The following is a 13290-nucleotide window of genomic DNA, read 5'->3' as shown; positions in this document are numbered from 1 at the left end:
CGTGGATCAGTTGGTGCGGCGACGAGCCTTCTCGAGCGCGGCCAGAGTCGACAGGACCGTGGTGCGCTGCCGTTCGAGATCCTTCATGCGCGCACGTGCCGGCAGGCCCTGCACGCCGTCGAGCGCGCTGATCTGCTCGTCGACGGAGGTGAGCTGGCCGAGCAACTTCTGCACACGGGACTGCAGTTCGATCGCATCGATCCCGGTGACGCCGGCCTGCGACTTCTTCGTCGGTGCCTTCGCAGGCGTTCCGGACGTCGTGGAGGCCGGTGCGTTGCCCGCGGCAGCGGCCCTGGGGCGCAAGGCTTTGCGGACGGCGGCCGGATCGGGCAGCTTCTCGAGCCGAATGCGGTTGAGCACCTCACGCGCATCCCGAGCGGTGACGCGGTACTCGCGCTCCTCCTCGTCCTCGGACGCCAGCGTCCCGCCCAGGGGCCGCAGGCCGTACATCCCGATGAAGTGCTTGGCCTCGTCGATGACGGCTTCCTTCTCGCGGCACAGACCACAGCGCGGCTCGTTTCGGAAGTCCTCGACGCTGTCGGTGCTACCGCACCAGACGCACCCGCCCGGCGTCCATCGGGCAATTCTGACCGTAGTAGTTCCAGCCGGGCCGTGGGGAGAGTCTGCGTCGATCACGACGAGTCATCTTAGGTGACAACGAAACCCGCTCCGCACACCCCCGTCTCGCGAGCTGCAGGTTCCGGTCACGGACGTGACGTAGTTCATGCAGAGCGGACCGAGAGCGGGCGGGGCGGGGTGAAACAGACCTGAAGGTCGGGAGTGGAGCCTGCGGAGTGACCCGAAAAGGCTATGCGCTGCCGTTGAACAAGCTTGTGACGGAGCCGTTTTCGAAGACCTCGCGGATGGTGCGAGCCAGCAGCGGCGCGATCGAGAGCTCGGTCAGCGTTTCGAAGCGCTTCTCGTCACTGATCGGCAGGGTGTTGGTGACGACGACTTCCTTGGCACCGCAGTTCGCGAGCCGCTCGGCGGCCGGGTGGGACAGAACTCCGTGGGTGGCGGCGATGACGACGTCACCGGCTCCGGCTTCTTTGAGCACCTTCACGGCACCGGCGATGGTGCCGCCGGTGTCGATCATGTCGTCGATGAGGATGCAGGTGCGGCCTTCGACGTCACCGACGACGCGGTTGGACTTGACCTGGTTGGGCACCAACGGGTCACGCGTCTTGTGGATGAACGCCAGCGGCGCACCGTCGAACGAGTCGGCCCACTTCTCGGCGACGCGTACGCGGCCGGAGTCGGGGGAGACCACGGTGATGTGCTCGAGGCTGTAGGTCGCCCGGATGTGATCGGCGAGCTGGCTGTGTGCGTGCATGTGATCGACGGGTCCGTCGAAGAAGCCCTGGATCTGATCGGTGTGCAGGTCGACGGTGATGATGCGGTCGGCACCGGCGGTCTTGAGCAGGTCAGCGACCAGACGAGCGGAGATGGGCTCGCGTCCCCGGTGCTTCTTGTCCTGACGCGCGTACGGGTAGAACGGCAGGATCGCGGTGATTCGCTTGGCCGATCCGCGCTTGAGCGCGTCGATCATGATGAGCTGTTCCATCAGCCACGTGTTGAGCGGGAACGGATGCGACTGCAGCACGAAGGCGTCCGATCCGCGGACCGACTCCTCGAAGCGAACGAAGATCTCGCCGTTGGCGAAGTCACGCGCGGTCTGCGGGGTGACGTCGATCCCGAGTTCCTTGGCGACCTGCTCGGCCAACTCCGGATGTGCTCGACCAGAAAACAACATCAGGTTCTTCTGGTTGTCGATCCAATTAGGGGTGGTCACTGCTCTTCGCCGTCCTTTTGTTCTTGCCGATCACGATCTGCGAGCGCCGCTGCTTTCGCAGCTTCGGTTCCGGGCCTGTTGTCGATGACCCAGCCTTCGATATTGCGTTGCTTGCCACCGGAGACGGCCAGCGCGCCGGGAGGAACATCGTCCCGAACCACTGTTCCTGCACCGGTGTAAGCGCCGTCGCCCACATGAACGGGAGCGACGAACGTCGAGTCGGAACCGGTCCGCACATGGGATCCGATTTCCGTGCGGCTCTTGTTGACACCGTCGTAGTTGGCGAAGACGTTGGAGCAACCGATGTTGCTGTGGTCGCCGATCGTGGCATCGCCGACGTAGGTCAGGTGCGGGACCTTGGTGTTGCGGCCGATCGTCGCGTTCTTGGTCTCGACGTAGGCACCGAGTTTGCCGCCCTCGCCCAGGACCGTGCCGGGACGCAGGTACGTGAACGGTCCGACGGTGGCATCCGGTCCGATCACGGCCTGCTCGGCGTGGGTGCGCACGACCGACGCGCGCTCGCCGATCTCGACGTCACGCAGGGTCGAGTCCGGCCCGACGACCGCGTCGTCGGCGATGTGGGTCTTGCCGTGGAGCTGGACGCCGGGTTCGATGCGGACGTCCGCGCCGAGGGTGACGTCGATGTCGATCCAGGTGGTCGACGGATCGACGACGGTGACGCCGGCCCGCATGTGTCGTTCGACGATGTGACGGTTCAACACGGAGGTGACGTGCGCCAGCTGCACGCGGTCGTTGACGCCCACCACCAGATCGGGATCGGCGAGCTGGGTGCCGTAGACGGCTTTGCCGTCGGCCTTGCTGATCTTGACGACGTCGGTCAGATACAGCTCGTGCTGGGCGTTCGCGGTGCTGAGTTTGCCCAGGGCGGTACGCAGCGCCACGGCGTCGAACGCGTAGACGCCGGAGTTGACCTCACCGATCAGCACCTGGGCCGGGGTGGCGTCGGCGTGCTCGACGATCTCGGCCACCTCGCCGTCGTCGGTGCGGACGATACGGCCGTAGCCGTTCGCATCGTCCGGGACGAAGGTCAGCACCGTGGCGGCAGCGGGCCTGGGGGCGCTCAGGTGCTCGTCGAGCAGAGCTTTGAGAGTGTGGCCGTCGAGCAGGGGCACGTCGGCGGCGGTGACGAGGATCGTGCCCTCGAAATCGTCGGGCAGTGCGGCCAGGCCGCACTGCACGGCATGTCCGGTGCCGAGCTGGCGATCCTGGACTGCGGTGTGAATCGTGCGCCCGAAGGTGGCCGCGAGGTCCTGGACGGCTTCGGTCACTCGTTCGCGATCATGTCCGACGACGGTCACCAGGTGGTCGGGACCCAGGTCGGCGGCCGCGTGGAGGGCATGCGCGAGCATGGTGCGGCCGGCGAGGGGATGCAGAACCTTTGGAGTCTTCGACCGCATTCGGGTACCTGCACCCGCAGCGAGAACGACCACGGCGGTCTGCACAGGCATTGAGCTCCTCAGGCGGTAACGCGAAGACGGTATGCACGAATGATGTTGCTCGCTCCGCCGCCAGGACTCGAACCTGAACTATCTGAACCAAAATCAGAGGTGCTGCCATTACACCACGGCGGATAAACGGCCAGCGGTTTCGCCAGTGGCCGACGAATCGAACGACTCATTCGTTTGCCGCTGCGCTCCCACTGAGCGCAACGATCCTCGCACGCGAGGTGGTGGTGAGTCGAACCGCGATGAAGATTCCGCCCTCCGGGTCGTTCCTGCAGGCTCCACTCCCGCCCTCCGGGTCGTTCCTGCAGGCTCCACTCCCGCAGGGCCAAACGGATGGATCGGACATCGTTAGTGTGGGGGAGGCGTCGAGTCCGGCGTCGAAAATGCAGGGTCGGTAACGGGAGCGGTTTTCGATGACAGGCGCAGCCTCGGAGCAGGAACGTTCACCTCGGGTCCGAATGACAGGGACGCAACGGCGCGAGCAGTTGATCGAGGTGGGACGCACGCTGTTCGCCGAACGCGGGTACGAGGCCGCGTCGGTCGAGGAGATCGCCGGGCGCGCGAACGTGTCCAAGCCGGTCGTCTACGAGCACTTCGGCGGGAAGGAAGGTCTCTACGCCGTCATCGTCGATCGGGAGATGTCGACGCTTCTCGGCATGATCACCAAATCACTCGACCTCAATCGCTCGCGGATTCGCGTCGAACGTGTCGCACTTGCACTGCTCACCTACATCGAGGACCGCACCGACGGTTTCCGCATTCTCGTGCGCGATTCCCCTGCGGCTGCCGAGGACGGCAAGTACTCGTCGTTGCTCAACGAGGCCATCGGTCGCGTCGGGCACATGCTGGCCGGGGATTTCTCACGCCGCGGACTCGATCCCGAGTTCGCGCCGATGTACGCCCAGGCGCTGGTCGGAATGGTGTCGATGACGGCACAGTGGTGGCTCGACGTGCGAACACCGTCGAAAGAAGTGGTTGCGGCGCATGTGGTCAACCTGTGCTGGAACGGGCTGACGAATCTGGAGGCCGACCCTCGATTGACCGAGGAATGAGAACTCGGTTTCGTCTCTTCGCGGTTAAAGAGGGGGTATCGTCCCCTTTGTCGGCCATGAGAGCTGTGTCACACACGGCGTAAGGCTCGATCGGACCGATGCATGTTGGCACGAGACGTAAAGCAAGTCAGTGGTACCGTTCGGGCGTAATTTGCGCAGTGGCAGTTCAGAATTGCGAAGGCGGATCCCATGGTCAGGCAGGCCCGCGCTGAAATAACCCGCGACACCGTGCTCGCGGGCGCAGCGAACGTATTTCTGCGCCTGGGGTACGCGAACGCGAGTCTCAGCGAAATCATCTCTCAGTCCCAGGTCACCAAAGGCGCTCTGTACTTCCACTTCGGTTCCAAGGAAGAGCTCGCACGTGCGGTCATCGACGAGGGCAACGCTCGGCTGACCACTGCGTGCATGCAGTTCAACGACGGTCGCATCCCCGCACTCGAGGCGGCGATCGGCATCTCCTACATAGTCGTCGACCTTTCGGTCAGTGACCCCATGGTCTCGGCCATGCTCCGGCTGAGCCATCAGATCGGCGACTACCGCGGCACCGAGGGCAACGTCATGGCCGGGTGGAGCGATTCGTTCGACAAGCTCGCCGCCAAGGCCATCGCGCAGGGCGACATCGACCCCAACTCGGATTCGCGCACCATCGGTTCGCTCGTACTCGAGATCCTGGCCGGCGTGCACATGGTTGCGGTTGCCACCTCCACCACCGAGGAACTGCCGTCGCGCATGGAGCGTCTCTGGTACTACCTCCTGCCGGCTCTGGTTCCCGCCAACAAGCTGGACTACTTCCGCGAGTTCGCGGCGCGTCGAGTCATCCGCTTCGGCCCGTAACTCACGAGTTCTTCGCAACGAAAGCGGCTACGTCGTCGCGCAGTCGATCCGGGTATCCACCGTTGATCGCATGTGAGGCGTCGGGATAGAGGTGGGGCCTTGCCGTCGACGAGCCCCTGCGTCTCCCGCCTGCCGAGCTGTCGGTGTGCTCCCATAGACTCGCTCAGGACTGTGCGTATGCAGCCGTCGCCCCGAATCGCTTCTAGGAGCATTGCTGTTGTCTTCCGATTCTCTGCCTGCCATTTCTGCATCCGGGCCGGCCCCGATCGTTCCCGACGCGGCGCTGCAACTCTCGGGTCTGGCCAGCGTCGCGCTGACGGATTCGTCCATGGTGGCCGTCGCCGATGCGATCGGAACCGCCGAGCACACGCTCATCGGACCGCACTCGGTTCGCCCGTTCGTCGCCGCCGCGATCGCTCAGCACACGCAGTTGTTGATCGTCACCGCCACCGGGCGTGAAGCGGACGATCTCACCGACGAACTGCGCCAGATCCTCGGCGGCGGCGTTGTCATGTTCCCGTCGTGGGAGACGCTTCCGCACGAGCGACTCTCACCGAGCGCCGACACCGTGGGCAAGCGACTTGACGTACTCCGCCGGCTGGCTCGCCCCGGCGACACCGATTACGGCGATCCTCTGCGTGTCATCGTCACCACCGTCCGTTCGCTGGTGCAGCCCATGGCACCCGGTCTCGGCGAGATCGAGCCCATCACCCTGAAGGTCGGGCTGGACATCGACTTCGACGGCTTGATCCACCGCCTCGTCGAATTCGGCTACCTGCGCGTGGACATGGTCGGCAAGCGCGGTGAGTTCGCCGTCCGCGGCGGCATCCTCGACCTCTTCTCGCCGACGGCAGATCACCCGGTGCGCGTCGAATTCTGGGGCGACGAGATCACCGAACTCCGCGCGTTCGCGGTCTCCGATCAGCGTTCGCTGCCCGATCACGAGGTCGATCTCGTCATCGCGCCGCCGTGCCGCGAACTGCTCCTCACCCAGGAAGTTCGCGACCGCGCCGCGGTTCTCGCAGCCGACAATGCCGGCGACACCGCGTTGGTCGAGATGCTCGACAAGTTGTCTGCCGGCGTCCCGGTGGAGGGCATGGAGGCGTTGCTGCCGCTGCTGCAGCCGGGTGAATTGCAGTTGCTGGCCGATACGCTCCCCGCGGGAACACACGTGTTGCTCTGCGATCCCGAGCGAATCCGCACGCGCGCAACGGATCTGGTGCGCACGGGCCAGGAGTTCCTCGAAGCATCCTGGACGGCAGCATCGATCGGTGGAGCCGCGCCGCTCGATACCTCGACACTGGACACCTCCAGCCTCGAAGGTGCGTCACTCGATCTCGGTGCCTCGGCCTACCGTTCGCTTCGACAGGTGCGCGAGTCCGCCCAGGTGCACGGCAGGCCGTGGTGGACCATCAGCCCGCTGGCGTCCGGCAACGGCGAAGAAGTCGAACTCGCCGTCGATTCGGTCCCGGAGGTCCGTGGGTCCGAGGAAGCTCTGACGGCCCTGTTCGCCACCCTGCGGGCGCATATCGCCACGGGTGGTCGTGCGGTCATCTCCGTCGCGGGCGCAGGCACCGCCACCCGCATCATCGAACGCCTCGCCGAGGCCGAAGTGCCTGCAGCGCACCTCGATTCCGGTGCGGTCCCGGTCGCCGACGTCGTGAACGTCCTGTGCGGATCGTTGCACGACGGTCTGGTGTTTCCCGACGCGAAACTCGTGGTCGTCACCGAGAGCGACCTGACCGGCAACCGCGTGGCCGCAGCGGGCGAGGGACGCAAGCTCCCGGCAAAGCGTCGTAATCAGGTCGATCCGCTCGCCCTCGTCGCCGGCGACAGTGTCGTACACGATCAGCACGGCATCGGCCGATTCGTCGAGATGGTCGAACGCACCATCGGTGGTGCCCGACGCGAATACCTGGTCGTCGAGTACGCACCCAGCAAGCGTGGCCATCCCGGAGACCGACTCTTCGTCCCGATGGACTCGCTCGATCAGCTCTCGCGTTACGTCGGCGGCGAGCTCCCGTCTCTGAGCAAGCTCGGTGGATCCGACTGGGCCAACACCAAACGCAAGGCGCGCAAGGCAGTTCGCGAGATCGCCGGCGAGCTGGTGCAGCTGTACGCGGCTCGTCAGGCCGCTCCCGGGCACGCCTTCGGACCCGACACCCCGTGGCAGCTCGAGATGGAAGATGCGTTCGGATTCACCGAGACGGTCGACCAGATGACGGCCATCACCGACGTCAAGGCCGACATGGAGAAGGCGGTTCCGATGGACCGCGTCATTCTCGGTGACGTCGGCTACGGCAAGACCGAGATCGCCGTTCGCGCCGCATTCAAGGCGGTGCAGGACGGGAAGCAGGTCGCCGTGCTGGTGCCGACAACGCTTCTGGCGCAACAGCATCTGCAGACTTTCACTGCCCGTATGGCGTCGTTCCCGGTGACCGTCAAGGGGCTCTCGCGCTTCACTCACGGTTCCGAATCCAAAGAGGTCATGGCCGGGCTGGCCGACGGTACGGTCGACATCGTCGTCGGTACGCACCGGTTGTTGCAGACCGGTGTTGCCTGGAAGGACCTCGGATTGGTCATCGTCGACGAGGAGCAGCGCTTCGGCGTCGAGCACAAGGAGCACATCAAGTCGCTTCGAACCCACGTCGACGTCCTGACGATGTCTGCGACTCCGATCCCGCGAACGCTCGAGATGAGCCTCGCCGGCATCCGCGAGATGTCGACCATCCTCACTCCGCCCGAGGAGCGGCACCCGGTGCTCACCTACGTGGGCGCGTACAACGACAAGCAGGTAGCCGCGGCCATCAGGCGTGAGCTGCTGCGTGACGGCCAGGTGTTCTTCGTGCACAACCGAGTCAGCTCGATCGACAAGGCCGCCAAGAAGATTCGCGATCTGGTGCCGGAGGCCAGGGTGGCGACGGCGCACGGTCAGATGAACGAGGAAACACTCGAGCGCACCGTGCAAGGGTTCTGGCAGCGCGAGACCGACGTCCTGGTGTGTACCACCATCATCGAGACCGGCCTCGACATCTCCAACGCCAACACCCTGATCGTGGAGCGATCCGATTCGCTCGGCCTGTCCCAGTTGCATCAGCTGCGCGGTCGAGTGGGCCGTAGCCGCGAGCGTGGTTACGCGTACTTCCTGTACCCGCCCGAGAAGCCGCTCACCGAAACGGCCTACGACCGATTGGCGACCATCTCGCAGAACTCCGACCTCGGTGCCGGTATGGCGGTGGCAATGAAGGACCTCGAAATCCGCGGTGCCGGAAACGTTCTGGGAGCAGAGCAGTCCGGTCACGTCGCGGGCGTCGGATTCGACCTGTACGTGCGGCTCGTCGGTGAAGCAGTCGAGGCGTACCGCGCGGCCGCCGACGGAAAGCCCATCACCACCGACGAAGCCCCCAAGGAAGTGCGCATCGACCTGCCCGTCGACGCCAACATTCCACCCGACTACGTCACCAGCGATCGGTTGCGCCTCGAGGGTTACCGAAAGCTCGCTGCGGCAGCCGATTCCGAGGGCATCGACGCGGTCATCGAAGAACTCGTCGACCGGTACGGTCCGCTGCCCGAGGAGGTGGGTCGACTGGTCTCCATCGCCAAGCTGCGGCTGATCGCCAAGGAATACGGCCTGACCGACGTCAATGTTGCCGGAACGCAGGTGAAGCTGGCTCCGATGGACCTACCCGATTCCAAGCAGATCCGCCTCAAGCGGCTCTACCCGAGCGCTGCCTACCGGGCCACCACCGGTGTGGTGCAGTTGCCGCTGCCGCGCGTCGAAGGCGGCGGAGTGGGGGCGGCGCGCGTACGCGACGTCGAATTGGTGCAGTTCATCGCCGATCTCATCCTATCCTTGGACGGTAAGCCATCTCGTTCGGTGTTGTTGGAGCAAACAGTGGGGGTGTAGCGGTGACGGTAGTTCTGCTCGACCCTGTTCGACCCACGCAAGTGCCGGTTGATGCTGTCGAATTCCTCGGCGGTGCAGTGCAATTCACCGAAGAAGTGCCGGTGCGAGTGCGGTGGCTCTTCTCGGGAACCGCTGCGCCCGACGCCGTCGACGCGGTGCTGGTGAGTACCGATCCCGCCAACCCCGACGTCCAGGAACGGATTGCACGCGGAGAACGGGTCATCGCCGCCGAGAAGCTGCCCGGTGACGACCTCATCGCAGCGGTCCGGCTGATGGATCGGCTCCGCACCCTCGGCGGATGGGAAGCGCAGCAGACTCACGAGTCGTTGCGCGGCTACCTGCTGGAAGAAACGTACGAGCTGCTCGACGCCATCGCCGCGGGCAACCTGGTGGACTTGCGCGAAGAACTCGGAGACCTGTTGCTGCAGGTGCTGTTCCATTCCAGAATTGCTCAGGATGCCGCCGAGAACGCGTTCGACGTCGACGACGTCGCCGCAGGACTGGTAGCCAAGCTCACCCACCGCAGCCCGCATCTCGGTCGAACGGGCAATGGCCCCATCGACATCGCCGAACAAGAGCGAGCCTGGGAAGAGAAGAAGGCGTCGGAGAAGGCGCGCGGATCCTGCGTCGACGGAATCGCCCTGTCTCAGCCGTCACTCGCCCTGGCGCAGAAAGTGATCGGACGGGCCACCAAGGCAGGCCTGCCCGACGAGCTGATCCCCGACGGCCTACGCGTCGTACACATCGGGATCGACCACTCACACGGAGGAGACAGTGCCGAGGACCTGCTGAGGCGTCGGGTACTGGATTTCGCTGCGTTGATCCGTAATGCCGAAGCCTCGGCCCGCAACGCAGGCATCGGGCCGGGGGAGATGTCCGCACTCGACTGGATCGAACACTGGGGTCTGCGGGGCTGACTGCCCCGCCGCCGCCCGCCCTCTCTCGGTACCCTCGTCCCTCGGGTTGGGATCAATGTGGGGTTCAGTCGGTCAGAGTGCAACAAAGTCGCATTGATCCGGACCGGCTACCTGCGCCAGAACAAGTGATGAGTGATGCCGCTGCTACTGGGGACGATCTCGTGCTCGAATCTGTCGTTCAACTCGTCGGGTGAATCCCACAGCTTCAGGCCCGAGCCGAATTCGATGGGCGAGACGACGATGTGCATGGTGTCGACGAGATCGGCGTCGAGGAATTCCCGAATACTGGTGACGCCGCCGCCGAGTCGCACGTCCTTACCGTCGGCTGCCTCCTTTGCTTGCTTCAGTACTTCGGAGGGCTTCCCGTCGACAAAGTGAAACGTTGTGTCGGAGAGCGTGATCGAGGGTCGCTCGTGGTGGGTGAGCACAAAGACGGGAGTGTGGAACGGCGGCTCGTCACCCCACCAGCCCTGCCATTCGTGGTCGGTCCACGGTCCGCGTTGGGGTCCGAACTTGTGCCGGCCCATGATCTCGGCACCGATGTTGTTCGCGAAGTCGCGGGCGAAGTAGTCGTCGAGTCCGCGACTACCACCCGAACCGGCGTTTCCAGGGAAGCTGGCGGTGCCGAAGTACCACCCCATCAGGGCCAGATGGTCGAGTCCGAACGGGCTCTCGAAGCTCTGTTCGCCCCCCGCAGCGATTCCGTCGCTCGACACGGTGAAGTTCTGTACCCGAACAAGCTGTCCCATGTGTGCTCCCGAAGTCGATGATAGAACGTACGACGTATGGACCGAGCCGACTGTACAAACTCACCGCTCGACCGCGTCAATGGACCACTGCAGCGCCCAGACGTATGCAGTGTGCCATCCACGTGGACCGGGTTTTCGCGTGAATGAACCCTTGCAGAGGTCAGACGTATGCAAGGGTCCATTGACGCGGACGGGGGTGGCGGGGCCCGCCTACTCGAACAGCGTCGAACCCCAGTACTCGGATTCTTCGACGCCGGGTGGGCAGGCGAATACCGCAGACCCGACGTGTTGGATGTATTCGTTCAGTGCGTCCTTGCGCGAGAGTGCCAGTTGCATCGGGACGAATTGGGTCAGTGGGTCGCGGCAGTAGGCGATGAAGAACAGTCCGGCGTCGAGGTGGCCGAAGCCGTCGGATCCGTCGGTGAAGTTGTATCCCCGACGCAGGAGTTGGACGCCACCGAGGTTTTCCTTCGACGCCAAGCGCACGTGCGCGGTCTTGTCGATGAAGGTGCCCTCGGGACCTTGAGATTCGAAGTCGAGGGCGTCGAATTCGTCCTTCTGTCCCAGCGGCGCGCCGGTGCCCTTGCTGCGTCCGATCACTCGCTCCTGTTCCTTCAGCGTGGTGCGGTCCCAGGATTCGATGAGCATGCGGATTCGACGCGCCACGAGGTAGGAGCCGCCGGCCATCCATTCCTGATCGTCGGCGGCAGCAACCCACACGTTGTCGTTCAGCAGTGTCGGGTCCTCGGCCTTGAGGTTGGCCGTTCCGTCCTTGAAGCCGAACAGGTTTCGCGGCGTCGCCTGGGTGGTCGAGGTGGACGACGTGCGACCGAACCCGAGTTGCGACCACTTGACCGACACGGTGCCGAAGCCGACGCGAGCGAGGTTGCGGATGGCGTGGACGGCCACCTGGGGGTCGTCGGCGCAGGCCTGGATGCACAGGTCTCCGCCGGAGCGTGCGGGATCGAGGTTGTCGGCAGGGAAGTGCTGCAGATCGGCAAGGGACGCTGGCCTTTTCGACGCTAGGTCGAAGCGATCGAACATGCTCGGACCGAAACCGATGGTCAACGTGAGCGACGACGCCGTCAGACCGAGAGCTTCGCCCGTATCGGTGGGTGGGTTGTACTGCCCGCGGTCGACCGCGCCGCCGTCGAACGTCTCCTCGCCGCGAGTGAGACGCTCGGCCATCAGCGTCCACTTCTTCAGCAGCGCAACGAATTCGTCGCGGGAGTCGGTGGTGATGTCGAAGGCGACGAAGTGCATGCGATCCTGTGCCGGGGTGACGATTCCGGCCTGGTGCTCTCCGCGGAATTCGACCACATCCGATGTCGGCACCTCGGCACCCGACGCCGTCGCGTGTCCCGCGAGTGCGCCGACTCCGACGAGGGCAGCACCGGTCCCGACGGCACCGAAGAGGCGCCGCCGGGAGAATTGGCCGGTCTTATTGTCCTGCAACGACACCCTGCACCTGGCTCACTTCGGCGGACAATGCGTCGATCTTGTTGGACAGTTCCTGGCGCTGCGGCTCGGTCACGGTGTCGTAGAAGACGAAGCCGTCGCCGTTGCGGTACTCGGCGAGTTCGGCATCGAGTTCGGCGAAGCGTGCGTCGATCGCGGTGCCCAGCTCGGCGTTGCGCTCGTCGAGGATGGGGCGGACGGCGGCGATGGCGGCCTGCGAGCCGTCGACGTTCGCCTGGAAGTCCCACAGGTCGGTGTGGGAGAAGAAGTCTTCCTCGCCGCTGATCTTGGTCTTGGCGACCTCGTCGAGCAATCCCTGTGCGCCGCCTGCCACCTGAATCGGGTCGATGGTGAAGTCTTCGGCCTTGATCTTGTCGGCCAGTTCGGTGATGTCTGCCTGCAACTGATCGGCCATCGCGTTGGTGTCGGGCTGCAGACCCTGCGTCCACAGGTCCTTCTCGATGCGGTGGAAGCCGGTCCATTCGGCCCCGGGCTCCACGTCGGGTTCACGCAGATCGATGCGGGGGTCGAGGTCGTCGGGGAAGCTCTCGGCGACGGGTTCGATACGCTCGTAATAGCTACGCGTGATGGGGAATTGGGCCTTGGCCGCGTCGACGTCTCCGCTCTTGACAGCGGTGACGAACGAGGCAGTAGTGTCCTGCAAGGCATCGATCTGGCTGACGACGTACCGCTTGTACCCGGCTGCGGCCTCGGTGAGGAGTCCGTCCTCGTCCGCGGTGCGCACCGAGTCGCCGGTGACGACGTAATCGGCGCGGATGCCGTCGCCCACCATGCCTGCCTTGCACGCGGTTTGGTACGTGCCGGGATCGGGCAGGGCGACGATGAGCTGACGCGTCAGGCCGGGTCCGATGTTCTCCACCTCACCCATGACGCGGTCGCCCTCGCCGTAGACGTAGAACTCGGTGACCTTGCTGCCGTTGTTGGTGATCTGGAACGTCGAGTTCCCGGTGGTGCCCTCGGAAGCACCGACGTCGCAGGAGGAGTCGGTCGCGGTGACGGCGATATCGCCCGACGCGGCCTCGGTGGAGGACTTCTCGGTGCAGCCGGCCAGAGCCATCGGCAGAACCGCGACGGCGGCCAGAGCGTAGGTGGTA

The 13290-nt window shown here is 64.9% G+C and carries 10 protein-coding genes and 1 tRNA gene; 4 read left to right on the top strand and 7 right to left on the bottom strand.

What is annotated here, in order from left to right; all coding sequences use genetic code 11:
* Positions 1-6 precede the first annotated feature (6 nt).
* The 4 genes from CH256_RS20995 to CH256_RS20980 all read right to left on the bottom strand — a co-directional run bounded on the left by CH256_RS20995 (position 7) and on the right by CH256_RS20980 (position 3384).
* Positions 7-636, bottom strand: coding sequence for a hypothetical protein (locus CH256_RS20995; protein ID WP_231893907.1), 630 nt, complete (start codon positions 634-636; stop codon positions 7-9).
* 172 nt (positions 637-808) lie between these two features.
* The gene (locus tag CH256_RS20990; RefSeq protein ID WP_082898903.1) at positions 809-1792 is read right to left on the bottom strand and encodes a ribose-phosphate diphosphokinase; all 984 of its coding nucleotides are present in this window, start codon (positions 1790-1792) and stop codon (positions 809-811) included.
* Positions 1789-3261, bottom strand: a complete 1473-nt coding sequence (gene glmU, locus CH256_RS20985; RefSeq protein ID WP_094670508.1) for a bifunctional UDP-N-acetylglucosamine diphosphorylase/glucosamine-1-phosphate N-acetyltransferase GlmU — start codon at positions 3259-3261, stop codon at positions 1789-1791. Before glmU ends, CH256_RS20990 begins: the two co-directional genes overlap by 4 nt.
* A gap of 52 nt (positions 3262-3313) precedes the next feature.
* A tRNA-Gln gene (locus tag CH256_RS20980) sits at positions 3314-3384 on the bottom strand.
* A 287-nt stretch (positions 3385-3671) separates the two neighbouring features.
* Between CH256_RS20980 and CH256_RS20975 the strand changes: the two genes are divergently transcribed.
* From CH256_RS20975 to CH256_RS20960, 4 genes are all read left to right on the top strand, one after another.
* On the top strand, positions 3672-4310 hold the full coding sequence (locus CH256_RS20975; RefSeq protein ID WP_094613864.1) for a TetR/AcrR family transcriptional regulator: 639 nt from the start codon (positions 3672-3674) through the stop codon (positions 4308-4310).
* Between the two features lie 189 nt (positions 4311-4499).
* On the top strand, positions 4500-5144 hold the full coding sequence (locus CH256_RS20970) for a ScbR family autoregulator-binding transcription factor (RefSeq protein WP_068049844.1): 645 nt from the start codon (positions 4500-4502) through the stop codon (positions 5142-5144).
* Between the two features lie 328 nt (positions 5145-5472).
* Complete coding sequence (gene mfd / locus CH256_RS20965; RefSeq protein WP_256989505.1) at positions 5473-9051, top strand: transcription-repair coupling factor; 3579 nt, start codon at positions 5473-5475, stop codon at positions 9049-9051.
* A 2-nt stretch (positions 9052-9053) separates the two neighbouring features.
* Positions 9054-9968, top strand: coding sequence for a MazG family protein (locus tag CH256_RS20960; RefSeq protein WP_094670507.1), 915 nt, complete (start codon positions 9054-9056; stop codon positions 9966-9968).
* 107 nt (positions 9969-10075) lie between these two features.
* On the opposite strand, the gene CH256_RS20955 is transcribed toward CH256_RS20960, so the two are convergent.
* The 3 genes from CH256_RS20955 to efeO all read right to left on the bottom strand — a co-directional run.
* Positions 10076-10717, bottom strand: a complete 642-nt coding sequence (locus CH256_RS20955; RefSeq protein WP_094670506.1) for a dihydrofolate reductase family protein — start codon at positions 10715-10717, stop codon at positions 10076-10078.
* A gap of 210 nt (positions 10718-10927) precedes the next feature.
* On the bottom strand, positions 10928-12178 hold the full coding sequence (gene efeB, locus CH256_RS20950) for an iron uptake transporter deferrochelatase/peroxidase subunit (protein WP_094670505.1): 1251 nt from the start codon (positions 12176-12178) through the stop codon (positions 10928-10930).
* Positions 12159-13290 (bottom strand): iron uptake system protein EfeO (efeO, locus tag CH256_RS20945; protein WP_143536635.1); only part of this gene is annotated, 1132 nt, incomplete at its 5' end. The genes efeB and efeO, both read right to left, overlap by 20 nt.

The organism is Rhodococcus sp. 05-2254-6 (genome assembly GCF_002258565.1).
Taxonomy (GTDB): Bacteria; Actinomycetota; Actinomycetes; order Mycobacteriales; family Mycobacteriaceae; genus Rhodococcoides.
Note: the sequence above shows the minus strand (reverse complement) of the source record. Positions and strands in the feature narration are given on the sequence as shown.